Here is a 23,931-nt window from a genome sequence, read left to right as displayed (position 1 = left end):
GGGGTTATTTTTATGGCTAAATTATCTAAATAAGATAAAATTACAAGCTATCGGCTTGGCATGAATATTAAATTGTTCCTCCTGAATTAAGTTGGCGTTATCAGGTTAGATCTAATATTGATTACTTGCTGGCGTTTCTTGCACGTCACGGCCTAACTATTTTGGCTTAACTTTACACTATTTATAGTAATGACTTTAACCCTCAAGTGGGTAATGTTTTACGGCTTTGAAAAGCAAGTTAAAAATCTTAATGAACTAGAAGATGCAATCAGAGACTACATTGAGTATTACAACCAGAAAAGAATTAAAAGCAAACTAAAAGGACCAACTCCGATTAAATACCGGTAATTAGTCCTCAGTTAATAATTAATAAAGCGAACTAATTTTGGGTTCGCATCATCTATATGGCTATTTTTTATTTAATTTAAAGTAAGTAGTGCAAGGTTAACAAATAATAGAATAATACCGCTATATATCCAATCACTTATTTTTATTGGAATTGCCACGATCGTTGTCCGTAGCGCATCTTCAACATAGCCATGTGACTCCATTGCTTGGGCTAAATTTTCGGCTGAATTGAGGGCAATTAAGATTGCTTTGAAGTAGAGTGTAGGTGACCAAAAACTTAAATAAACTCCCCGCATCATTGCAGCGGTTTGGACTTTTTTAATTGCTTGTTTCATTTGGGGAACAAGATTAAGTGCTGCTAAAATGCCATATGCGAATTTACTTGGTAGATGAAAATTTTGTTCAAAGCAACGAGCAAATTCTGTGGTTGTAGTTCCAATAAAAACGCAGTAGATGGTCAGAGTGTAGACATAAATTCTACTAGCTAAACAAAGAGCGTTCTGTAAATTGGGTTCAGGTGTAAACCAGTACAAAGTAGCAAAGATGGTCGTTGCTGCTACTAATGGTAAAAGTAATGTTAAAAGTAAATTTTTGATTTTGACATGATTAAAAAGTAAATAAACTACTGCTATTCCAATAATGATTAAATTTGTAGGTAAGCTGGTTGTCAATGATATCTCTAAAGAAACTATTACTGCTAAAAAGAATTTAAAACCAGGATTCAATGCGAGCACCTCATTTCGTTACATAGGTTAATTGTTGGTTTTTAAAAACAAGATGATAATCACACCACTCCGCAATGTTAGTAAGGTCGTGGGTAATAATTACTAATGTTTGCCCTTGTCGAGCTTGGTTCTCCTTTAATAAATTTATGATTTGTTTAGCAGAATGATTATCTAAGCCACTTAGTGGTTCATCAAGTAAGAGCACAGCTTGACTAGCAATGATCATCAATAAAATTTGTAATTTCTTTTGTTGACCACCAGAAAGGGAATAGACAACTTGATCTAAGGTTTGATCTAATTCCAAGGCAATTAAAGCTTTATTAATTTCTGGGTCAGTAAAGAAATGGTTATTAGGACTTTTTTTACTCAAGTTAAGTTCATCTGCAACTGAAATATTAATAAATTGGTCACTAGCTTTTTGGAAAACTTGCCCAACTTGCCGCAAATATTTACGCGTAGATAATTGGCTGATTTCATGGTCATAATAAGTCAAGCTGCCATCGTAGGATAACATTTTACTAAGGGCATTAAAAAGTGAAGTTTTACCAATGCCATTAGCTCCCGTAATGAGGGTGGTTTTACCAGCCATAATTTGTAAGTGCTTTTGGTTTAAAAGTAATCGATTTTCACTAATTTTTGTATTAGTTAAAGTAAAACAGGGTTGCTCACTTTGAGGGAGAGCAAAATGATAATTTTTTTTATCTTTATTTTTTTGCAATAAGTTATCTTTGGCTGCTGCACTTAGCTTAGTGATTACTTTTTTTTGAAATTGAAATATATTGTCACAAATATTTTGATAATTGCTTAAAAGATGATCACTAATGAGAATAGTTTTCCCTTGTTTTTTTAAAGCTGCTAATTTGTTAATTAAAAAGCGTCGAGCATCTGGATCACAACTGGCAAATGGCTCATCAAGTAAATAAAGATCTACATCCATTGCTACTAGAACAGCTAGTGCGACTCGTTGCTGTTCACCACCAGACATTGTATTAATTTTTTGATCAAGTAGGTGGTCAATCTGGGCAAATTTAACGGCCAATTTAAGACGTTGGGCATATTGTTCACGGTCAACTTGGAGGTTTTCTAAAGCGAAGATAATTTCTTCTCGCGGAGTAGACATTGTAAATTGTTCACTAGCATTTTGGAACAGCATCGCAGCTCGTAAGCCATTTAAATCAACTTCCCCAGTGAGTTGACCAGCATATTTGGGATAAAGTGCTGCAAGTATTTTTAGTAGGGTAGATTTGCCGCAGCCTGAAGGTCCTACTAATAATGAAAATTCTTTTGTAGGTATGGTTAAACTAAGGTTATCTAAAATTTTATTCTGCAGGTCATATGTAAAAGTTAAATTTTTAATAGTAATCAATTTTATTTCCTAAGTATAAAAAAAGTCATCATGGTTTCATACCAGATGACGTAAAATTCAAGTGATTTTCCCTTCGTTGGCATTATCCATGCAGGTTCAGTGGGTATGTTCTCAGCCTTATCGGCACCCCAATATCAGTCTCATTATACCTAAAAGATGGTTTGCTGTCTATCTTGATCATGATATTAAAGTAAACTTTTTTGCTTTAAAAATTTATAAGTAACAAATCTTTTGATATATAATTAAAGTATAATATAAAATCATTGAGAAGGTGAAGGTATGACAGCAGCTAGGCTGGAACAATATTTAGCGAGTGTTTTACAAGCAACAAGTACTGATACAAATGAGGTATGTCTCAAACCAGTTAATAGCACTTTTGATCTATTTACGATTTATCTTGAAAATCATAATACTGGTCTACATCGCTATCAAACTGCTCGTCAAACTATTATTTTTATGGTGGCAGGAACAATAAACATAAAAATCAATGGAAAAAATATTCGTTTAGCAACAGGAAATAGCGTTTTTTTAGAACCAAAATGTGAATATGATGTTCCTCGGCAAACTAAAGAAGATATAATCGTTAAATTTGAATTTACTAATCATTTAAATTTTCTCAATGCTATAGCTAAATTTAATGATGACGAGCAGACAATAGTTAGCCAAATAAAGTTATCTCTTAAGACGGAGCGGTTGTTATATTTAAAAAATTCAAAATTAGCCAAACCCACCCAACTGATGAGAAGAATCGTTGATGAATATTTAAACCAAAATTTGTTTACTAGTGAAATGATTAGTGCAGAATTAATGATGGCATTTTTAACAACGATTAGAAATCAAAAGCTATCAGCTCTACCACTGGTTAACTATGAATTTGCTGAGACAGCTCTAGATCAATATATTGATGAAAACTTTGCTCATATTACTTTGGAACAAACTGCAAAGCATTTTGGTTTAAATCCTAATTATTTTTCAACTTTAGTTAAGCAAAAGACTGGAAAAAGTTTTGTTGAGCATGTTGATGAAAGACGCATGCAGGAAGCACGTACTTTACTAGCACGCCCCGATATTTCGGTTAGAGATATTATTGCTCAAGTAGGATATAGTGGTAAATCTTTTTTTTATAAAAAATTTAACGAGTATTATCATGAAACGCCAGTTCAAATGCGGACGGAATTATTTAGACAGGCGAATATCAACTTAAAATAGCGGGATGTTAATTTTATTATATAACTATTGTTATGATATATATATATATATATATATAAACTTCTGCTTGCTGGATACATATGCTACAATCGCTTTCAAAGTTATATTTATAGCATAATTGTTTGTTAATGACTTTAAATTCAAATCACATAGGTGTAGCCGAAAGGACACAAGATATGAGCAAAAGAAAAGGCATTTTTAAAGATGGTAAAAAAATAATATTGGGAGCTGTTACCTTTATAATGCTAAGTTTTTTAACTGCTAATACTAAAGTTGCAGCAGCTTCCTTGCCATCTAGCCCCAAACAGGCTGTAGCTGTATACGATGGTGTTACTGCTACTAATTCAGTTAAGGTAAAATATCAAGATGATAAGGGTAATCCAATTGAATCGTTCAAGGATGAGGTAATTTCAACATCTAAAATTAAAGTACCCCAAATTCCAGGTTATACATTTAAGTCAGCTCAATATGCTGATAAGCCAATCGATTCTAAAGATAATTTAATTGAAATTACAACTCCTGTTGCAGATGGAATTTTAATTTTAACTTATACTAAAGATACGGTAGTTGATAAACGCGAACCAATTAAAGGTGCAAATGTCATAGTAAAATATCAAGCTGAAGATGGCAACACACTTGCCACTGAAGAAGTTTTAAGTGGAAATCTGGGTGATGGTTATATTTCAACTGCTAAAGAAATTCCAGGTTATACACTTAAGACACGACCGACTAATGCCGTTGGATTTTTTGATAGTGTAGAACAGATTGTAACTTATATTTATACTAAGAACGGACAAACTAATTCTACGGATAATGAATCTGTAGTTCCCCCAAAAGACGATAAGTCGAGTAATAAGCAGCAGGGACATTCTCAAAATTGTTTACCGACTGGTAAAAAACCGACTGATAGTAAGACTAAGATTACAAGCAATTCTACTAGGGGTAAGGGACTTAATGATCCCAATAACGATCACTCTGCAGGCAAGTTGCCGCAAACTGGTATAAATAAGCAATCCCAGTTATCACTTTTAGTAGCGGGAATTGTTTTATTACTAACTGGGATTAGTTTAACTAGTCTTAAGTCTAAGAAGAAAAATTAACTTTATAGTTATTTAAAAGGCACCCTTTTAAAAAGGTGCCTTTTTATAATTACATTTTTTCTAAACGAACAATTCGATCTGCTGTTGGGGGATGAGTGTCAAATAAATGTGTCAATCCATGCTGTTGATGCAGAGGATTTTCAATATACATTCCGGCACTACTTGGATCTGCTTTTTTCATAGGCTCTGAATTTTCAATTTTTTTAAGTGCAGAAATTAAACCTTGTGGATTCCGCGTTAATTCTACTGATGAAGCATCAGCTAAATATTCACGGTTTCGCGACAATGCCATTTGGGCTAAACTCGCACAAATGGGTCCGAGGATTAAGACAAACAAGATAGCAATAACTTTAAAAATCAAGTTCAAACTATTGTTGCTATCGTTATTATCATGGTCATCGTCATCAATCCACCAGATGTATCTACTGGCTATTCCTGATAGAAAAGAGATAACACCAACTAAGACAGCTGCAATAGTAGAAACCATGATATCGTAATTTCGAATATGCGAAATTTCGTGACCTAAAACGCCTTCTAGTTCTTCACGATTCATCATATCCAGTAGCCCTTGTGTAACTGCAACTGCTGAATGATTGGGATCACGGCCTGTCGCAAAGGCATTAGGACTTTGATCATTTATAATAAAAACACGTGGCATTGGTACACGACCAACTAAAGCCATATCTTGAACAATATGCCATAATTGGGGATTACTTTGTTCATCTATTTCTTGCGCATGGTTGAGGCTCATAACCATATTGGCTGGATTAGGTAAGACAATTAGCATATAAATAACGCTAAAGATAATGGCAACAATCAAACCTAAAAGCGGGCGATTACCGAAAATATAGCCTAAACCAGCGCCTACTAAAGCTAAAATAATTATAAACAAAGTCATAATAACTATTGTTTTTCGTTTGTTGCGAGCGATTTGTTCAAATAGCATAACACTAACCTATCGTTTAAAATTTTACTTTAGGTACTTCTTTTTCAGTTTCATTTGTTTGCAAGTAAGCAACTTTTTGGAATCCATGTATTTTTGCAACAATATTTGATGGGAAAGTCAAGAGTTTTTGGTCATATGATGCAGCAGATGAATTATAAAGTTGTCTGGAATAAGAAATTTTATTTTCAGTATTAGTTAATTCTTCCTGTAACTTCAAGAAATTTTGATTTGCCTTTAGGTCAGGATAGTTTTCGGATAATGCAAAAATTGTTTTTAACGAATCTGAAATTTGATTTGAAACCTTCATTGTTTGAGCGTGATCATCACTCGGTATATTAGTTAATTGATTTCGCAACTGAACAACGCGTTCTAATGTTTCTTGTTCATGTTTAGCGTACCCCTTAGTTGTTTCGACTAAGTTAGGGATTAAGTCATTACGCCGTTTTAATTGGACATCAATTTGACTCCAGGATTCTTCAGTATAGACTTTGGCTTTTTGTAAGCCGTTATAAAGTGTAATATAAATTGCAATTAGTAATATGATGACAATAATAGCAATTAAAGTTAAATTGAACATTATTTTTCCTCCTAATAAGTTATTATTAATTATAACTTACTATATCTAATTTTAATAATAATAAGTTAAATCCAAGGGTTAAGAAGATTTTCTTAAACTATTAGTAGTATCCAACCAACAATTGTAAGAATAATTAAACTAATAAATTGCATAATAGACCATTTTTTGAAAAATTCACTGCGAGAAACAGTTGCGTTTTGTGTAAATGTTTTCAAAACTAGCATATTTGCCATAGAGCCAATTGGTGACCCAAAGCCCCCAATATTTGATCCTAAAAATAATGCTTTAGCATATGGTGTGAATTTACCAACTAATATAGTAGCTGGGACGTTACTGATTATTTGACTAGATAAAATTGATATAAAGTAAGTTGAACTTTCTGAATTAATCATTGTGTGAATTAAGGTAACAACTAAAGGAATTTGTTGGATGTCACTGATAAAAATAAAAAAGCACGTAAAAGTTAAAAGTAGTGCATAATCAAGTTTTAGTAGGATTTTTGGATTAATTATTAAAGCAAGTATAATTGCGACAACCATCGGAATAATAATGTTAATAACTTTAAAAACACCTAAAAAGAATAGCGCAAATACAGCTGTAGTAATTACAGTTGGCCGAATACTAATATTAATTTGTTTAGCACTTTGCATTGGTATTTTTGTTTTGGGAATAAAATATAGAATAACAAAGGTAATTATTAACGCAGCTAGTAGATAAGGTAATGACCAAGAAAAGAACTCAATTGCATTAACCGAATATTTACTAACTAAAAAAATATTATGGGGGTTACCCCAAGGAGTAAAAGCAGCTCCAATATTTGCGCCCATTCCGATTAGGGTTACTGGTAAAATCTGCGGTAAATCACATCTTTTAGCAATATTTAAGTATAACGGAATTAGAGTTAATGCAGTAATATCGTTACCTAAAAACATACCAGAAATAATCGAAAGCAGTGTAAACAATGTGTTTAACTTTTTCATGTTGTCAGTTATGCTAGTCAACTTATACGCTAAGACGTCGAGTACATGTAAGTAAGCGTAAATTTGAATGATGATTAGCATTGTAGCGATAGAAAATATGGTATGTAAATTAATATCTTCTAAACGTGGTCTAGCAAAGAAAAGACTTATAATCGTTACCACGATAGTAATTTGTAAGATTCTATCACTAAAAATCTTTTTTAAGATGGACATAAAATGTCCCCTTTCACAGTTATAATCATCTATCATATTGCTATATACATTTTGAGCCTTTTTTTCTTTGTTCGCAATAAAAACTTTTCATTAGTAAATGGGTGTACATAAACATAAACTTTGACTTCCAGTTAAAAGATAGCCTATACTTGGGAAAATGATTAAGGATTAGGAGGAAGATAATATGGATAACTCTAAATCAATTAAAATCAATATTAAGCCTGAAGCAGCTGATAAAATAAAGGCACAAGCTGCTGGGCAGGTGGTGCTTTTAGCACTTAATGACGGCTCCAATAAATATTCGGATATTGGCGGTAGTTGTACAATCGGTGCAAATTTTCAATTTGTAATTTTAAATCAACCAGATCCAGATTTTCCAATTAAAGTAGACAATAATGCTGACTTAGATATGTATACTAGTTCAGCTGAGTTGCAATATTTGGATGGAGGATTAATTGTCAGTCAAAAGGATGCAGCATTAAGTTTGGCTGATGATAGTGGTGTAATCGATGGTGCTGTTACAATTAATGTAAGTAAAAATAACTAATAAGTAATATAAAGGACAGTCACTGGCTGCTTTTTTATATATAACTAACTAGTCACACACTGATTCATAGTATACTTGGCGACAAACCTTGCTTGATTAGGCTTTTCGTGGTAAACTGTAAAAGATTTTCGGAAATCTGAAAGGAAGTATAGTACTATGCGTAAAGGTGAAAATTACAACACTGGTTGTGAACCAAACCAAAGACCTAAAAACAAGAAGAATGGTAAAAAGCGCGTTGCTCATGTGGCAGCAGTTGTTGCTTTCTTGAACAAGGCTAAGGCAGACGAAAATAAGTAGTGTGCGCTAAATAAACTAAAAGGGTGGATTACATTTGTAATCCACCTTTTTTTATAGCCATAAGTTGGTTAAAATGGAGCTAAGATTAATGACATTATTTGCCTTAAAGGAGATATCTTAAAGTGAAATTTCAATGTAGCGCCTGCGGTTTGCGACTTAATTCCAATCATTTCAAGTACCAAGAAGCAAATAAGCTGCAATTAACTAGTATTTGTGATCAATGTCTTCAACGTGGAGCAAAAGCTGCGGACTTTGGTAATGTACCAATTGCTATTTTTGCTCAGGGTTTGCTCTATGGGTTTGTTGGTCGCGATAATGAAGATCAAGAACTGAATTTTTTAGTGCATTCAAAAGATAAGCGTAAGCGTTACGAGTCTTTTATTCAAGATTATGATAGTAATGAATTAGCACAGCAACAACTTAGTCGGCAAGAGTTTAATCAAGCGCTCATCGCTAGTGAGGTGGGGAAAATTGAATTTATTCCACAATTAAATCTTACTTTTGCTGAAAATTTAAATAAATTAGGGCTAAATGTTGATTTTAAGTTAAATGAAGTCGACTTTATTGATCGTGAACGTATCCGGGCTAAATACCATTATCGCTGTCAATATTGCGGCCGGCGAGGGCATAGCGTGGACCACAAGCATCCAGTATCTTTATCACATAATAATGATTTTGACAATTTGATCTTGTCTTGTCAGGAATGCAATCGAATTAAATCTAATATGCCCTATGAACTTTTTATCAAGTTAAATGCACAAATTGCCCAACTTAATCAAAAATTAGTTAAGTATGAAAATGCTCTAGCAACCTTTAGCGGTGAATTTGAACAAAGAAGGCGCAGTATAGCTGCCACAATGCACCTTAAAGGTGTTGTTAACGATTCGGAATTAACGCAAATGCGAAAGCAAAATAAAAAATTACAAGATGCGATTGATAGTTTAAGTAGTGATTATACTGAATTGCGCCAATTGCGTGAGCAACACTTTAATGTTGGCTGGAAGTTATTAAAGGAGAATGCTAAAGAGGATATCATTTAAGTGATCAAATATTATAATTGAGATATAGGAAGGGGAGTTTAATAATGAAATTTAAAAAGATAAGAGGTCATTTTTCAAAACTAGTTAAGTTAGGAATAATGTTTGCTTTATTAGCTAGTATCGTGGAGTCTGCTGTAACTGTTCAAGGATCAGCTAAAGCACTAGAAACAGTAGTAAGTAATCCGAGCTTAGGATTGGGAATTTGGACTGGAAAAGATGGTGACTGCAACTGGAATTATGATGTAGTTACCAAAACATTGACTATTGAAAATGGTCAATTATCATCTATTCCGCTTACCAAAGAGTTGTCGTGGGCAAATGAAATTGAGTATCTTAATTTTGACGGTCAGATAGGGTTACCTGCTAATGTGGCAAACAAATTTGCTAATTTAACTAGTCTAAAGGCCATTAGCGGATTAAATAAAGTGGATACAAATGCGACAACCAATATGGCAAGTCTTTTCGGTAATGATCTAAATTTAACTAGTCTTGACTTGAATCATTTTGATACCAAAAATGTAACCAATATGAGCAATATGTTTGCCTATAGTGGAATTACTAATCTTGATCTAAGTCATTTAGATACCAAAAATGTTACAGATATGTCTGGTATGTTTCTTCAAACTAGAAGACTGAATAATCTTGATCTAAGTCATTTAGATACCAGAAATGTAACCAATATGAGCAATATGTTTGCCTATAGTGGAATTACTAACCTTGATCTAAGTCATTTAGATACCAGAAATGTAACCAATATGAGCAATATGTTTGCCTGTAGTAGAATTGCTAATCTTGATTTAAGCCATTTTGATACTAATAGCTTAACAAGTATGAGAGGTATGTTTCAAGGCACTGGAGCTTTAGGTGAAAAATTCACTTTAAGTAGTCACTTTAATACTAGTAAAGTAACTGATATGTCGGAATTATTTGCTGCTACTAAATATGCACAGATTGTTTTAAATAATCTTGATACTAGTCATGTGACTAATATGCGCGATATGTTTGCACATTCTTGCGTAAATAGTCTTGATTTGAGCCACCTTGATACTAGTCACGTTACTAATATGTCAGGGATGTTTTCATATAATACAAACTTAACTAGCTTTGACTTAAACCATTTAGATACATCTAATGTTACTGATATGTCCTATATGTTTACAAATGATACCGCTTTGAATCACTTAAATCTCAGCGGCTTAGATACGTCTAAAGTAACTGATATGCATTATATGTTTGAAGCTGATCCGGCTTTAACTAGCTTAGATTTAAGCCATTTTGATACTAGTAGATTAACTAATATGCAGGCAATGTTTAGAAAAGATACAAATCTGGTTGATTTAGACTTGCACAACTTTAAGACCAATCAAGTCCAAATCATGGATGATTTATTTGAATATGATTCTAAGCTTGAAAGTGTAAATTTAAGGGGGTGGAATACCCGAAAGGTAACCACAATGAGCAGTATGTTTAGGCATTGTCCCCAGTTAGTTTACGTTGATCTCAGTGGTTTTCATACTCCCAAATTAAATGACTCTACACTAATGTTTCAGTATGACTATAAGTTAGCTGGTATTGATTTGAGTCACTTTAACATCCATAATAGTAACATTTTAGATCATGCAGGGAATCCAAATGGCTTTGCAGTTAAATTGGGTCATTATCGTTTGCGTAAGAGTTCAGGTGTGGGACAAAGTTTTAAGCATATTCAAGCAGTAGGTAAAGGAAAGCTCAATCACCCTCAGGGGAAAAAATATACAGCAGAGCAACTTTTTAGGTTGTATAATCATTCGGCTCAAAAAAGTCCAGTGGCAATCTATGTGATGTATAACGGTAAAAAACCAAGTTTTGCTAAACACCTAGGAATTAAATAATTAAAGAAAAATAGGTTAACTTACTAGAAGTTAACCTATTTTTGTTATTTAAGTAATCCTAATCACCTAATGGGAAATCCAATGAAATTAATTGCTTGCTGGTAGTTTCTAACAGCCAAGTTGCTTCATTAACTTGGGCAATTGTTGCCTTGTTTGAACGTAAAACTTGGGAAGAATTAGTTAAAGCATTACGATAATTAGCTTTTAAATCACTATATTGGGTAATTACCTTATTAGTATTTTCAAAACTCATAAATAATTTTTGTAGCTCACTTTTATCAGCGTTGGTTGCAATAACTTGATCATTTTGAGCTTGCTGTTTTGTGTTTTGAACTTGTAGTTTATTTTGGTTATTAAACTGAACATCACTGGCTTTGATAAAATAGTTACTATAGTTAGCCGCTGCTACATTATTTGGTAAATCATTCTGTTTCAGTGGTTGTTGTGTTTGGTCATTAATTAATTTGGGATTATCATAGTTAAGGAAATGGTAAAATAATGAGGCTTTGTGTTCATTAGGTAGCCAGAGATAAAAGAGACCATCTATTAAAATTGAGTTATTGTTTGTAGTTTGAATGCTTATACCACTAGGATTACCTGTAAAATCAAAGAGCTTAATAGAATTTCCTGTTACTGGGGTAACGGGGTTAAAAGCTAATGCTGTATAGTCAATAATTGGTAAGTCATTTCTAAAAGTAATATCTGCTTCATCAATGTATTCGTCGGGATAATCGTGTAGCCGATAGATATATCCCTCAAAGCCATCTAAATAGCGAGGAATAACAGCAAGATCAATTTTGATTTTTTGTCCTTTTTTAAGGAGATGATTGGTTTGATGTTGAGAAAGCGTACTTGTTTTGGCTGTCGCAAGGAGAGTCGCTGAGCTAACCCCGTTATACCGAGCAATATGACCATCGATACTAGCAATATTATCTGCACGAAGATAACGATTTTGTCCTAAAGCATAATATTGCTTATTATTAATCGTTTTAGTCGGTAAATAAAATATTTGTTTTTGCTTATTAAGATCTTCATCATAAAAGAAATATTTAGGCATCGTTGTGGTTGGTCTGACTTTGCCATAATAAGTAACAATTGCATTTTGCGCAAGACTCTGTCCGGTAGGTTTACCCTTGGCAGTATAAATTAATGACTTGTTTGCCAATACAAGCTTACCTTTTTTAGTATCTTTTTGGTTGACGTCCTTAACAACTGCAGCGTTGACGTAATTGCCACCGCCAAGATTATAGTATTTTTGACCGTTAATTTTGTTTATTGCATAGTAACTAAAGTCTGAATCTTCATAGGTATAAATTATTTTGTAACCTTGATGATCGGTAGTAAAGGGATCAGGTGATGTGTTCCTTTTGACTTTAATTTTATGGCCAAATTTGTCATAAAGATAATCATTTTTGATAAAAGTGATTTTCCCTTTAGATACTTGTTTTGCTGCTTGTATGGCTTGTGGTTGATTAATATTTACTAAAAAGTGACTTGCAATCAGAGCAACGACAGAAAATCCAATACTAAATTTTTTCGTAATTTTCATTAGTAACCTCTTTTCAAATGATAATTAAATTGATGTATTTAATTGTATTATAGTATATTTAGTGCATAAATAAACAAGTTTGAAGATATTATATCATCTGTAGGAATAACTTTGACCACTAGGTTTTCTGGTGATTTTTTTCGTTAGAAGTATCAGAAATCTTTTAAGCTGATCAACTATCAACTTTTATCTCGGCTATTATGTAATTGCTGTTTTTGCTGCATAATTTTTTGATCAGTTAATTCAACTGCTAATGCAACACCTTTATTTTTTGTTGTAGAGCTAATGAAATTTAAAAAGACAGAGGTTCATTGCTCTCAAATGATATGGAGGCCAAAATTAGAATCAATTATTAAATTTTAATTTAGGACTGATTTTCGATATGCAATCGAGGTCAGTCCTTTTAAGTTTCATTTGAGTCTTTTGTTATTATAAAAGTTACTATATTTTCTGATTGCTTCTTCATAATATGATTAAATTGTTTTAATGGAATTACTTATAAAATAAGGCAAATTAATATTTATGTTGTAAATAATATTGACAACGCTTTCTAATTAATAATAAAATTATTTTATGTTGATATGCATATCATACTATATGTTTTATACAAGAAAGTGTAATGATTAAAAATAAGAAATGGATTAAGTGAAATGAAAAAGCTATCTAAGCTGTGTTTGTCTTTATGGGGTAAGAAGAAGGTTGAAAATGGTCAGCCGTTGTGGTTGCCCTTAGTTGCCCATTTAACTGATACCCAAAAGGTTATTAATTTTCTCTATAATCAATGGCTTAGCCAAGGACAACAAGAATTTTTAACCCAAAACTTGACTGATGAGGAAATTCATAAATTGATTAAGTTTTTGGGATTTACCCACGACATTGGCAAGGCTACACCGGCTTTTCAAACTAAAGAATCATATGATCGAGCTCAGACTTTAGATAACGATTTAATCGAAAATTTAGTTAGAAGTGGTTTTTCTAAATTGGATCAGTTGGAATTGGCTTCACGCAATCTATCACCTCATAATAGAGCTGGAGAAGCCCTTTTACTGGAGTTTCAAGTTCCTGACACGGTTGCAGCTTTAATTGGTGGTCATCATGGAAAGCCTGAAACTGGTTCGCCAAGTGATGATTTGACTACCAATACATCAAATTATTATCAAAGCGATCAAGATGAAACTTTGAAACAGCCGTGGAAGCAGGTACAACGAGAGTTATTTGATTATGCTTTAGTACGTTCCGGTTACAGTGATGTTAGCGAGATTCCTACGATTACTCAGCCAGAAGCAGTTATTTTAGAGGGCTTGCTTATTACAGCCGATTGGTTAGCTTCAAGTGAATATACCAGAAATGGGAAGGAACTCTTTCCCTTAATCAGTCTGGAACAATCATGGGCTGATTTGGATATGGAGCAGCGGTTTACGAAGGCAATGCATAATTGGTTATTAAATGGTACATGGCAACCGCAAAAAATAAATAAAATGACGGATCCATATCAAGAACGCTGGGGGTTTAACGCACGTCCTGTCCAAAAAGTAGCAACAAAAGCAATTGGTGAAACTATAGATCCAGAAATGATCATTGTTGAAGCTCCAATGGGTTTGGGTAAAACAGAACTGGCCTTAGTGGCGGCGGAACAATTAGCCTATCTTTGTAAAGAAGATGGCGTCTTTATCGGCTTGCCAACACAAGCTACAAGTAATGCCATGTTTAACCGGGTTGATCAATGGATAGAAAAATTAGCTGAAAAGCAAAAAGAAAATTTTCCGATTAAATTAATGCATAGTAAGGCACAATTTAATAAAGCGTATAGACAATTGCCGGATGCGGAAAATGTTGACACATCAGGGGCTGTAACAATTAATTCGTGGTTTTCAGGAAAAAAATCAATTTTAACTAAGTTTACAGTTGGAACAATTGATAACTTGCTGTCAATGGCGCTAAAGCAGCGCCACCTTTTCTTAAAGCATCTGGGTTTTAGCGGTAAAGTAGTGATTATTGATGAAGTCCATGCTTATGATACTTATATGAGCCAGTATTTACTTAAGGCGATTACTTGGCTGGGGGCTTATCATGTACCACTGGTGATTTTGTCGGCAACGCTACCGCACGAAAAAAGGCAAAAATTAATTAAAGCCTATTTAGGCGGAAAGTATGGTACAAAATATAAGCGTAATTTTAAAGGGCCAGCCGATTGGGAAAAAACGCAAGCTTATCCGCTGCTCAGCATTTTAGATAATGGGCAATTAAAGCAATTTTCTGATTTTTCCGGGCAAAGTGATCAGAAGCAGCAAAAATTGCAGGTGACCAGACTTAATTTAGCTGATGAAGAACTGATCGATCATGTTCTAGACAAAATAAACGGCGGCGGAGTTGCCGGAATAATTGTAAATACGGTTAAGCGGGCGCAAGCACTTGCTAAAGTATTGGAGCAAAAGGGAACCAAATACTTCGTGCTTCATTCTGCATTTTTAGCAGCCGAGCGGGGCAAGCAGGAAGAAAGATTGCAACAAGCAATTGGGAAAAATGCTGTGCGCCCTAAAAAATTGGTTGTAATCGGAACACAGGTGTTAGAGCAATCACTTGATATTGACTTTGATGTTCTTTATACCGATATTGCCCCGATGGACTTACTTTTGCAACGTGCAGGACGGTTGCACCGGCACAACATTAAACGGCCCAAGTTACTAGCAACGCCACAGTTATTTGTGATGGGAATTAATTGTTTGGGTGATTATGGCAAGGCTAATCAAAGTATCTATCACCAGTATTTATTGCTGAAGACCGATTATTTTTTAAAGAACCAGATTACTTTACCTAATGATATATCCAATCTTGTCCAAAAAGTTTATGACACTGAAACAGATGCTGAGATTAACGGAATTCAAACATATAAAGCCGATTTTGATAATTATAATGAAACTAAAGAAAATAGTGCCAGGGATTTTCAAATTGGTAGACCCATGAAAAAATCAATTCATGCTTGGCTTGATCGCAAACAAGGAAATGTTGATAAGGATGAGCAAAAGGCAAGTGCTACTGTGCGTGATATTCAAGAAACAATTGAGGTAGTCTTAATTAAACATACCTCTCAGGGCGATTTCCTATTAGATGGGCGTAAGTTAGATGCAGTACCAGATTATGAAATTGCTGAACAAGTAATCAGATTACCAGCAGCCTTAACTACATACCCAAAAGAAACTGAGCAAATAATTAATGAACTTGAGAACAGAACTAAGCCGTATCATGATAATTGGAATAACAGTGTTTGGCTAAATGGAGCCTTAGTACTCCTATTAGATGATAAGCTGTCGGCTAAGGTTGGTAAGTGGAATATACAGTATTCTAAAAAGTTAGGCTTAAGTTATACAAAGGGGGACGACCATGAGTGAAAGAAAATTTAATTTGACTACTGATCCTTGGATTAAGGTAATTGTTAGCGACACCAATCAAGAATTAAAGGTTTCGTTAATAGACTTATTTAAAAATGCACATCAATATCGACAATTAGCAGGAGAGATGCGTGTCCAAGATTTAGCAATTATGCGCTTATTATTAGCAATTTTAACAACAGTTTATTCACGCTTTGATGCAGCTGGTCAGCTATATGATTGGTTAATCAAAGGTACTGATCAATTTGGCTCTGACGCTAAATTTGATGAAGATTATGACGAAGAGGAAATCGAGGAAGATACATTAACAACTTGGTACGAATTATACCAAAAGGGACAATTTTCTGATTTGGTAATTGAGTACTTAAAAGGCTATTCAGATCGGTTTGATTTTTTTGGTAAGCATCCTTTTTACCAAGCAACCAAAGAGGAATACGACAGTTTGGTGCCAGCAAATAAGGCAGTAGCTAAGGGTAAAGGCACGGTAGCAATTAAACAAATTAATCGACGAGTTTCTGAAAGTAATAATTCGCCTGCCTTGTTCTCACCCAAAGCTGGTGAATATAAAAATGAAATGCCAATTGATGAATTAGTTCGGTGGGTTATTACCTATCAGAACTACACTGGGGTAACTGATAAAACTAAAATTAATGCTAGTGAAAAATTTTCTGTTTCTCCCGGTTGGCTTTATAAGTTAAATCCAGTTTTGGTTAGCGGTAAAACTGTTTTTGAGACATTAATGCTTAACTTGGTTCTGTATAATCAAGGTGAACAAAAAATTGCTTTAGAAAGACCTGTCTGGGAATTTGCCAGTGCCAAAGCGTATATTTCTGAGCGGCAAACAGGGGACCTGCCCGATAATCTTGCAGAACTTTATACGAGCTGGGCGCGAGTTTTGCATTTTGAGTGGAGCGAAGATGGGCAAGTAACAATTTTTAGTGCAGGATTACCCAAAATTGATAGTACCAATGCTTTTATTGAACCAATGACTGTCTGGCGTCAAGACGACAAAACGGGTAAATATCGACCAGCAGTTAGAAACTTAAAGACTTTAAGCAAGTCAATGTGGCGTAATTTTAGTAATTATGTCAATGTTCAGACCGCTAATGATACCCAAGAACCTGGCGTTATTAAGTGGCTGCGGCTACTTAAAGAAAATCAGATAATTACCCGCAATAGATTGCTAACTTTAGTATCAATCGACTTAATTGATGATGGCAATGCAACATCGCAGTCGCCAACTGCAGAGCTTTATGATGATATGAGTATTAATATCGATGTTTTATTTGATACAAATAACGTTTACTATTGGCCGGCCAGAATCGAACAAGTAATTGATCTTACCCAGAAAATTGGGCAGGATTTTTGGATATTTGCCCGTAATCTTGGTAAAATGCGTGGATTTCAAAAAGATAGTCTTACAGGATTTGCTAACCAATTAAGTACACAATTTTATTATGGTTTGAATGAACCATTTAAAAATTGGCTAGCCAGCTTAACTGATGAAGACGAACGTGACCCGAAAATAATTGCTTGGCAAAACCAATTACGCAATTACGCTTTTAATGAAGGGCAAAAAGTAGTTGATACTAGTTCATCTCGAGATATCAAAGGTATCATTACCGAACATGGGTTACAAAATATTTTTATACTCATGGATCAATTTAAATTTAATGTGAATTTAGATTTAAAGAAAGGTAGGTAGAAATAATTTATGGCAGATGATTATAAAATTAAAGCAGTAGCTAATAAAATTATTGAGCGGCTTTATAATAATGGTGATCTTGATAAAGCAACTCTGGCGGCATTAAGGGGGGCTTCTAAGCTTACTAGTCCTAAGGCACAAAAGGCCTGGCCAATCATAATGGATTATTTACCCCACAAATACTTGAGTCAAAATGGTAAACCAACAGCAGGTGAAGTTGCTATTTATGCTGCTATACGTTTTTATGCGATTTTTCAACAGGGCCAGGATAAGTTTGTTTCAATAAAAGAAGAAAACTCATCGGCTGGTGTTAGCTTATTTACGGCGCTTGCCAAACTAAGACAAGACGAGAAAGTAAAACAAGCATTAGATCGGCGTGTACAGGTGCTGCTAGCAACAACAAATATTGACAGCGTATTGAATTCTTTAGTTCATCTAGTAGAAATACTAAAGAGTAATGATAATAAGGCATTAGAGATTGATTTTCCCTTGCTGGCGCAGGATTTATATAAATTTCAATGGAATTATCATTGTGCTAATGAGGTCAGATTAGCATGGGGTGAAGAATATTTTGGCCATAATAATGATTTAAGTGAAGGGAAGTAATTATAATGAATGAAAAGAATTTATTTTTAGATCTTAATGTGCTCCAGACAGTACCATCATCCAATATTAACCGTGATGATACCGGCGCACCTAAAACAGCGTTTTATGGTGGAGTTACACGTGCTCGTGTTTCATCTCAAAGCTGGAAAAGAGCAATGCGCAATTACTTTAAAAAAGAAAAGGTCACTGTTGGAACTAGAACCAAAGAAATTGCTGGATATCTAGCAAAGCAAATCCAAAAATTAGACACTAGTCTAGATGAAAAAACGGCTATGGATAAAGCTGTTGCTATTTTGACTGCTGCTGGTATTAAAGTTAAAAAAGATAAAGATACTGGTAAAATGGCAACTGGTGCTTTGTTATTTGTTAGTCCGGGACAGATTAATAAATTAGCAGAATATGCTCTTAATCATGATAAAATTGACAATAAAGATGATAAACAAGCAATCAAGCAAATTTTCAAGGAAGATAATTCATTAGATTTAGCCTTGTTTGGTCGTATGGTGGCAGATAATCCGGAGCTAAATGTTGATGCATCAGCTCAAGTAGCGCATGTAATCTCAACTCACGAAATTGTGCCAGAATATGATTACTTTACCGCCCTTGATGACTTACAAGCAGATGATACAAACGGTGCGGCAATGCTGGGGACGATTGAATATGATTCGGCTACTTTGTATCGCTATGCCAACATTAATGTTAAAGACTTAATTAAGAATCTTGACCAAAAAGATGCTCTTGAAAGCATCGCAGCGTTTATTAAAGCCTTTATTTTGGCAATGCCGACGGGAAAGCAAAATACCTTTGCTAACAAGACCTTGCCAAATTATATTATGCTGACTTTACGTACTGACACGCCTGTAAACTTAGTATCAGCATTTGAAGAACCAGTTACCACGCAAAATGGTTATGTCAAAAAATCAATTGAAAAATTGCAAAATGCGTATAAGTCTGCTAACCAACTAGTCGATGAACCCTTATTTAACATCACATTATCGCAAGTTGACTTAGCAAAAGATAAAGAATTCAATCAAGTTGGTAAGTTGACTGAGTTAATTGAGCAGATTACTACCGCTTTAACAAAGGCAATAGCAGATGAAAACATTAACAATTAGATTAACAGCACCATTGCAGTCTTATGGCAATGAAGCAACCTTTGAAAGACGTACATCAGGTGACTATCCTTCAAAAAGTGCAATAGTCGGCATGATTGCTGCCGCTTTAGGATATAGCCGTGATGATAAGCGAATTCAAGAATTAAATAAGTTACAGTTTGTTGTCAGAATTGACCAGCCAGGTAAAATATTAACGGATTTTCAAACCGTTGAATGGAAAACTGGTACACGAAAAATTACCTATCGCGAATATCTCCAAGATGCTGTTTTTGTGGTGGCAATTGGTGGAGGCCCAGACGATATTGACTGCATTAAATATGCTTTAAAGCATCCTCGTTATGCCTTATTTTTAGGACGTCGTGCAAATTCACCAGCAGGAGTATTACAGATAACTGAATTTCCTGATAAAGATCCTGTTACGGCATTAAAAGCTTTACCTTGGCAGGCTTCTAATTGGTATCAAAGAAGACATAGTGCTGATGAATTGATAAAAATTCAAGTCGTTGCTGATGCTAATCTGCTGTCTACTAACAGAACAAGTTTGGTCAAGGATCACGTACTTTCACTTGATTCAAAAGCGCGTCAGTATAAGTCGCGCCCTATTGCCACAACACAGGTTGAATTACGTAATCCGCTTTTTAAGCAAAATACGCAGCATGATGCGCTGTCGCCGTTATAGAAAGGAGCAGAAATGTATTTATCAAGAGTTGAAATTGATGTTGCTAATCGGCAAAAAACGAAAGATTTAACGCAGCTTTCTGCTTTTCACAATTGGGTAGAGCAAAGTTTTCCTGATGAAATTAACAATGGCAAAAAATTACGGCATTTATGGCGAATTGATCAGCTACAAGGCAAAAAGTACCTATTATTATTAAGTGAAAATATGCCTGACAAACGACAACTTTTACGCTATGGTGTTCATGATACAGTCATGATTAAGAGCTATGATTGCCTGCTTAATAGCATAAAACAGGGACAACTACTGCAATTTAGATTAACGGCTAATCCTACTCATACTGTGCTTCAACCAGGTATAAAGCAGGGACGAGTTGTTCCGCATATTACGGTAGATTATCAGCGAAAATGGTTAATTGAGCGTTCTCAAAAATTAGGTTTTCAATTGGGAACTACAACTGATAAATCGACTTTTGATATTGTTAGTCGCGATTGGCCATTATTATCTTATAGAAGTGGACGTAGACTGCGACTTAGCAGAGTAACTTTTGAAGGTCGGTTACGTGTAGAAGATGCAGATCAATTTAAACAGGCATTAATAAAGGGCATTGGCCGTGAAAAAGCATTTGGAATGGGTTTGATGACAGTGATACCAAGGATAAATAATGACTGAAAAGTTTGGTGCCAGAAAACCTGATTTACCTGAGCTAGCGAGAGTAAAGGATCGATTAACTTTTCTTTATTTTGAACATGCAAAGCTGAATCGGCAGGATAGTGCACTCATGATAACTGATAGTCGCGGAACAGCTTTTGTTCCCGCAGCAATCGTGAGTGTCTTAATGCTCGGACCTGGGGTAGATATTACACACCGTGCCATGGAATTAATTGGTACTGCTGGTATGGCTGTTGTTTGGGTAGGAGAACGAGGTGTAAGGCAATATGCTCACGGGCGTTCTTTGAATCATTCATCAAGACTTCTTGAAGCACAAGCAAAATTAGTTTCTAATACACGATCAAGAGTTGCAGTAGCTCGAAAAATGTATCAAATGCGTTTCCCTAATGAAGATGTATCAAGATTAACGATGCAGGAATTGCGAGGTAAAGAGGGCAGTAGAGTACGAAAAATTTATCGTGAGCAATCCAAGGCAACGGGAGTTTTATGGACCAGAAGAGAATATAATCCTGATAATTTTGAAGCTGGGACACCAATTAATAAAGCTTTAACAGAAGCGCACCAGGCTTTGTATGGTTTAAGCTATAGTGTTATTGTAGCAATGGGTGCTTCTGCTGGTTTAGGTTTTGTGCATACGGGACACGACTTAGCATTTGTGTATGACTTTGCTGATCTGTACAAGGCAGATTTTTCAATTCCAGTAGCGTTTAAAATTACGGCCAAATATGGCAATGATAAAGATATCGCTGCAAAAACAAGATTGGCAATGCGGGATGCATTTACAGATGGTAAATTACTGGTAAGAATGGTAAAAGATTTACAAAATCTTTTGAATGTAACTGATGAGATTAATAATATTGATGTTATAAATCTTTGGGATGACAAATTAGGCTTACAAAAATTCGGGGTTCAATATCATGAACTAGATCAGGAAGATGACACATGATAGTGATTACTTTAACCAAAGTACCAGCATCCTTGAGAGGAGATTTAACTAAGTGGTATCAAGAAATTCAAACTGGAGTTTATGTGGGCAATGTGAGTGCAAGAATTCGTGATTTACTATGGGACAGAGTAGTTCAAAATATAGGCAATGGCGAAGCTACAATGGTTTATAATACAAATAATGAATTAGGTTATCAGATTAAGACAACACGAAAAATGTATAAAGTTGTTGATTTCGATGGCATTCCATTAATGATGCATCTTAATTCTACTGCTGTATCAGGTTTTGAAAAACATGGGTTTAGCAATGCGGCTAAATTTCATCGTGCTAGAATGGTGGCACAAAAGTCTGAAAAGCCAAGAGTAACTAAAACCAATAAACACTTTGTCTCCCTTGATGTCGAAACAACAGGTCTAAACCCAGATAAAAATCAAATTATTTCTATTGGAGCAGTTAAAAAAATTAATGATAAAAAGTATGATAGTTTTTATAGATTAATTAAAGTTGATACTGCGGTGCCAAAGACGATAACTGAATTAACCGACATAACATTAGAATTATTGAAAAAAGAGGGGGTTACTTTAGATAGAGCTCTTAGAGAACTAACTGAGTTTATTAGTTCTGCCACGATTATTGGCTATAATTTACAGTTTGATTTATCCTTTCTCATGTCCGGCTATAGATCTGTAAATTTAAAAGAACCGGATAATGAAACTTTAGATTTATTATCTGTAGTTAAAAAAGCAGAAAAATTTATTGATAATTATCGTTTGGCAACTATTTTAGATTTTTATAATATTAAGAATTCCAAGCCACATAATGCACTATCTGATGCTAAGGCTACGTTGCAGTTGTTATATAAACTAATGGAAAATGGCAATATCAAAGTTTAAAAATAAGGGTATAATAAGGATCTTTTACTGTGTTCCCCACGTATGTGGGGGTGATCCCCGTAGTGCCCGTGGTGCTAATGAGTCCAACGAGTGTTCCCCACGTATGTGGGGGTGATCCTTGAACACCATCAAAATCATAGATGATATCTAGGTGTTCCCCACGTATGTGGGGGTGATCCTTACTGGAGCAAGGCTGAGTTAATGTTGACTCAGTGTTCCCCACGTATGTGGGGGTGATCCTAAAAAGATTGGAGGACAAAGGTAAAGAAATGAGTGTTCCCCACGTATGTGGGGGTGATCCCAAAGTATCGAACAAATTAAAACTAATAATCCTGTGTTCCCCACGTATGTGGGGGTGATCCCTACCTGTGGAGTCAAGCCGATGGCTGGAATTTGTGTTCCCCACGTATGTGGGGGTGATCCTATATGATTATTTTTTTAAGATTGGCATGCCTAGTGTTCCCCACGTATGTGGGGGTGATCCTAAAACCACTGCTTTAGATAAAGCTTTAAAAGAAGTGTTCCCCACGTATGTGGGGGTGATCCTCAGCCTAGTTTACAGGAGTTAAATTTGGGGGGGTGTTCCCCACGTATGTGGGGGTGATCCTCGTGATGTTGCTCTACCTGAGCAAGCAGTTGAGTGTTCCCCACGTATGTGGGGTGATCCCTTCGTAAGTGCTGCCTTTGTATCTAAGTATTTGTGTTCCCCACGTATGTGGGGGTGATCCTTATCAATGCTGGTTTGGCAAAATCAATTGCTGGTGTTCCCCACGTATGTGGGGGTGATCCTATTTTACGTGGTCAAGGTACTGCTGATGATGTGTGTTCCCCACGTATGTGGGGGTGATCCTGGTTGAACAAGATATTCCAAAGAAAGGAATAAGTGTTCCCCACGTATGTGGGGGTGATCCTATTTTACGTGGTCAAGGTACTGCTGATGATGTGTGTTCCCCACGTATGTGGGGGTGATCCTGGTTGAACAAGATATTCCAAAGAAAGGAATAAGTGTTCCCCACGTATGTGGGGGTGATCCTATTTTACGTGGTCAAGGTACTGCTGATGATGTGTGTTCCCCACGTATGTGGGGGTGATCCTGGTTGAACAAGATATTCCAAAGAAAGGAATAAGTGTTCCCCACGTATGTGGGGGTGATCCTATTTT

The 23,931-nt window shown here is 35.1% G+C and carries 21 protein-coding genes, 1 CRISPR repeat array and 1 riboswitch; of the genes, 15 read left to right on the top strand and 6 right to left on the bottom strand.

The window, feature by feature from the left end:
- The first annotated feature begins 189 nt into the window (after positions 1–189).
- Positions 190–348: an IS3 family transposase gene (locus BM203_RS07765; RefSeq protein WP_090094103.1), complete on the top strand. Its 159-nt coding sequence runs from the start codon at positions 190–192 to the stop codon at positions 346–348.
- 71 nt (positions 349–419) lie between these two features.
- Here BM203_RS07765 and BM203_RS07760 read toward each other — a convergent pair whose 3' ends face one another.
- Together BM203_RS07760 and BM203_RS07755 are read right to left on the bottom strand one after the other, a co-directional pair.
- Entirely contained in the window at positions 420–1,073 is a 654-nt protein-coding gene (locus BM203_RS07760) for an energy-coupling factor transporter transmembrane component T family protein (protein ID WP_090094101.1), read from the bottom strand.
- A gap of 10 nt (positions 1,074–1,083) precedes the next feature.
- Positions 1,084–2,439 (bottom strand): ATP-binding cassette domain-containing protein, encoded by a 1,356-nt coding sequence (locus BM203_RS07755; protein WP_090094100.1) that lies wholly within the window; start codon positions 2,437–2,439, stop codon positions 1,084–1,086.
- Between the two features lie 51 nt (positions 2,440–2,490).
- Positions 2,491–2,580, bottom strand: a riboswitch (TPP riboswitch).
- Between the two features lie 138 nt (positions 2,581–2,718).
- Here BM203_RS07755 and BM203_RS07750 point away from each other — a divergent pair.
- Positions 2,719–3,648 carry a helix-turn-helix transcriptional regulator gene (locus BM203_RS07750; protein WP_090094098.1) on the top strand — a complete coding sequence of 310 codons (930 nt, stop codon included), beginning with the start codon at positions 2,719–2,721 and terminating at the stop codon, positions 3,646–3,648.
- 176 nt (positions 3,649–3,824) lie between these two features.
- Positions 3,825–4,748, top strand: a complete 924-nt coding sequence (locus tag BM203_RS07745) for a MucBP domain-containing protein (RefSeq protein WP_199692564.1) — start codon at positions 3,825–3,827, stop codon at positions 4,746–4,748.
- A gap of 49 nt (positions 4,749–4,797) precedes the next feature.
- Here the strand turns inward: BM203_RS07745 and htpX are convergent, their stop codons facing one another.
- The 3 genes from htpX to BM203_RS07730 all read right to left on the bottom strand — a co-directional run bounded on the left by htpX (position 4,798) and on the right by BM203_RS07730 (position 7,464).
- Positions 4,798–5,694: a zinc metalloprotease HtpX gene (gene htpX, locus BM203_RS07740; protein WP_090094097.1), complete on the bottom strand. Its 897-nt coding sequence runs from the start codon at positions 5,692–5,694 to the stop codon at positions 4,798–4,800.
- A 16-nt stretch (positions 5,695–5,710) separates the two neighbouring features.
- On the bottom strand, positions 5,711–6,271 hold the full coding sequence (locus BM203_RS07735) for a LemA family protein (RefSeq protein WP_090094095.1): 561 nt from the start codon (positions 6,269–6,271) through the stop codon (positions 5,711–5,713).
- 92 nt (positions 6,272–6,363) lie between these two features.
- Positions 6,364–7,464, bottom strand: a complete 1,101-nt coding sequence (locus BM203_RS07730) for an SLC13 family permease (protein ID WP_090094094.1) — start codon at positions 7,462–7,464, stop codon at positions 6,364–6,366.
- 184 nt (positions 7,465–7,648) lie between these two features.
- Here BM203_RS07730 and BM203_RS07725 point away from each other — a divergent pair, with 184 nt between their 5' ends.
- The 4 genes from BM203_RS07725 (at position 7,649) to BM203_RS07710 (ending at position 11,219) form a co-directional block, all read left to right on the top strand.
- Positions 7,649–8,011, top strand: coding sequence for an iron-sulfur cluster biosynthesis family protein (locus BM203_RS07725; RefSeq protein WP_090094092.1), 363 nt, complete (start codon positions 7,649–7,651; stop codon positions 8,009–8,011).
- A gap of 156 nt (positions 8,012–8,167) precedes the next feature.
- Positions 8,168–8,308, top strand: coding sequence for a hypothetical protein (locus BM203_RS07720; protein ID WP_090094091.1), 141 nt, complete (start codon positions 8,168–8,170; stop codon positions 8,306–8,308).
- 122 nt (positions 8,309–8,430) lie between these two features.
- A complete protein-coding gene (locus BM203_RS07715) occupies positions 8,431–9,348 on the top strand; it encodes an HNH endonuclease (protein ID WP_090094088.1) in 918 nt (305 codons plus the stop codon).
- A gap of 44 nt (positions 9,349–9,392) precedes the next feature.
- Positions 9,393–11,219 (top strand): BspA family leucine-rich repeat surface protein, encoded by a 1,827-nt coding sequence (locus tag BM203_RS07710; protein WP_090094086.1) that lies wholly within the window; start codon positions 9,393–9,395, stop codon positions 11,217–11,219.
- A 58-nt stretch (positions 11,220–11,277) separates the two neighbouring features.
- Here BM203_RS07710 and BM203_RS07705 read toward each other — a convergent pair whose 3' ends face one another.
- A complete protein-coding gene (locus BM203_RS07705; RefSeq protein ID WP_090094084.1) occupies positions 11,278–12,768 on the bottom strand; it encodes an SLAP domain-containing protein in 1,491 nt (496 codons plus the stop codon).
- A gap of 650 nt (positions 12,769–13,418) precedes the next feature.
- Between BM203_RS07705 and BM203_RS07700 the strand changes: the two genes are divergently transcribed.
- From BM203_RS07700 to cas2e, 8 genes are read left to right on the top strand one after another with little or no spacing between them, the layout of a single operon-like run.
- Entirely contained in the window at positions 13,419–16,157 is a 2,739-nt protein-coding gene (locus tag BM203_RS07700; protein WP_090094082.1) for a CRISPR-associated helicase/endonuclease Cas3, read from the top strand.
- Positions 16,150–17,862: a type I-E CRISPR-associated protein Cse1/CasA gene (locus tag BM203_RS07695; protein ID WP_090094080.1), complete on the top strand. Its 1,713-nt coding sequence runs from the start codon at positions 16,150–16,152 to the stop codon at positions 17,860–17,862. The genes BM203_RS07700 and BM203_RS07695 overlap by 8 nt, the downstream gene beginning before the upstream one ends.
- Positions 17,863–17,871: 9 nt before the next feature.
- Positions 17,872–18,468, top strand: a complete 597-nt coding sequence (gene casB / locus BM203_RS07690) for a type I-E CRISPR-associated protein Cse2/CasB (protein WP_090094078.1) — start codon at positions 17,872–17,874, stop codon at positions 18,466–18,468.
- A 5-nt stretch (positions 18,469–18,473) separates the two neighbouring features.
- Positions 18,474–19,583 (top strand): type I-E CRISPR-associated protein Cas7/Cse4/CasC, encoded by a 1,110-nt coding sequence (gene cas7e, locus BM203_RS07685; RefSeq protein ID WP_090094076.1) that lies wholly within the window; start codon positions 18,474–18,476, stop codon positions 19,581–19,583.
- Positions 19,564–20,262 (top strand): type I-E CRISPR-associated protein Cas5/CasD, encoded by a 699-nt coding sequence (cas5e, locus tag BM203_RS07680; protein WP_090094074.1) that lies wholly within the window; start codon positions 19,564–19,566, stop codon positions 20,260–20,262. The genes cas7e and cas5e overlap by 20 nt, the downstream gene beginning before the upstream one ends.
- A 12-nt stretch (positions 20,263–20,274) precedes the next feature.
- Positions 20,275–20,931 (top strand): type I-E CRISPR-associated protein Cas6/Cse3/CasE, encoded by a 657-nt coding sequence (cas6e, locus tag BM203_RS07675; RefSeq protein ID WP_090094072.1) that lies wholly within the window; start codon positions 20,275–20,277, stop codon positions 20,929–20,931.
- Positions 20,924–21,877, top strand: coding sequence for a type I-E CRISPR-associated endonuclease Cas1e (cas1e, locus tag BM203_RS07670; protein WP_090094070.1), 954 nt, complete (start codon positions 20,924–20,926; stop codon positions 21,875–21,877). The genes cas6e and cas1e overlap by 8 nt, the downstream gene beginning before the upstream one ends.
- Positions 21,874–22,770, top strand: a complete 897-nt coding sequence (gene cas2e / locus BM203_RS07665) for a type I-E CRISPR-associated endoribonuclease Cas2e (protein ID WP_090094067.1) — start codon at positions 21,874–21,876, stop codon at positions 22,768–22,770. Before cas1e ends, cas2e begins: the two co-directional genes overlap by 4 nt.
- A 29-nt stretch (positions 22,771–22,799) precedes the next feature.
- Positions 22,800–23,926: a CRISPR direct-repeat array (repeat unit 29 nt; unit sequence GTGTTCCCCACGTATGTGGGGGTGATCCT).
- Between the last annotated feature and the right edge of the window lie 5 nt (positions 23,927–23,931).

Source organism: Lactobacillus bombicola, from assembly GCF_900112665.1.
Lineage (GTDB): Bacteria > Bacillota > Bacilli > Lactobacillales > Lactobacillaceae > Lactobacillus > Lactobacillus bombicola.
Note: the sequence above shows the minus strand (reverse complement) of the source record. Positions and strands in the feature narration are given on the sequence as shown.

Excerpts from the sequence above, each read along its gene's own strand:
- BM203_RS07765 (WP_090094103.1), top strand. The coding sequence starts at position 190 with ATGACTTTAACCCTCAAGTGGGTAATGTTTTACGGCTTTGAAAAGCAA.
- BM203_RS07750 (WP_090094098.1), top strand. The coding sequence starts at position 2,719 with ATGACAGCAGCTAGGCTGGAACAATATTTAGCGAGTGTTTTACAAGCA.
- BM203_RS07745 (WP_199692564.1), top strand. The coding sequence starts at position 3,825 with ATGAGCAAAAGAAAAGGCATTTTTAAAGATGGTAAAAAAATAATATTG.
- htpX (WP_090094097.1), bottom strand. The coding sequence starts at position 5,694 with ATGCTATTTGAACAAATCGCTCGCAACAAACGAAAAACAATAGTTATT.
- BM203_RS07735 (WP_090094095.1), bottom strand. The coding sequence starts at position 6,271 with ATGTTCAATTTAACTTTAATTGCTATTATTGTCATCATATTACTAATT.
- BM203_RS07730 (WP_090094094.1), bottom strand. The coding sequence starts at position 7,464 with ATGTCCATCTTAAAAAAGATTTTTAGTGATAGAATCTTACAAATTACT.
- BM203_RS07725 (WP_090094092.1), top strand. The coding sequence starts at position 7,649 with ATGGATAACTCTAAATCAATTAAAATCAATATTAAGCCTGAAGCAGCT.
- BM203_RS07720 (WP_090094091.1), top strand. The coding sequence starts at position 8,168 with ATGCGTAAAGGTGAAAATTACAACACTGGTTGTGAACCAAACCAAAGA.
- BM203_RS07710 (WP_090094086.1), top strand. The coding sequence starts at position 9,393 with ATGAAATTTAAAAAGATAAGAGGTCATTTTTCAAAACTAGTTAAGTTA.
- BM203_RS07705 (WP_090094084.1), bottom strand. The coding sequence starts at position 12,768 with ATGAAAATTACGAAAAAATTTAGTATTGGATTTTCTGTCGTTGCTCTG.
- BM203_RS07700 (WP_090094082.1), top strand. The coding sequence starts at position 13,419 with ATGAAAAAGCTATCTAAGCTGTGTTTGTCTTTATGGGGTAAGAAGAAG.
- BM203_RS07695 (WP_090094080.1), top strand. The coding sequence starts at position 16,150 with ATGAGTGAAAGAAAATTTAATTTGACTACTGATCCTTGGATTAAGGTA.
- casB (WP_090094078.1), top strand. The coding sequence starts at position 17,872 with ATGGCAGATGATTATAAAATTAAAGCAGTAGCTAATAAAATTATTGAG.
- cas7e (WP_090094076.1), top strand. The coding sequence starts at position 18,474 with ATGAATGAAAAGAATTTATTTTTAGATCTTAATGTGCTCCAGACAGTA.
- cas5e (WP_090094074.1), top strand. The coding sequence starts at position 19,564 with ATGAAAACATTAACAATTAGATTAACAGCACCATTGCAGTCTTATGGC.
- cas6e (WP_090094072.1), top strand. The coding sequence starts at position 20,275 with ATGTATTTATCAAGAGTTGAAATTGATGTTGCTAATCGGCAAAAAACG.
- cas1e (WP_090094070.1), top strand. The coding sequence starts at position 20,924 with ATGACTGAAAAGTTTGGTGCCAGAAAACCTGATTTACCTGAGCTAGCG.
- cas2e (WP_090094067.1), top strand. The coding sequence starts at position 21,874 with ATGATAGTGATTACTTTAACCAAAGTACCAGCATCCTTGAGAGGAGAT.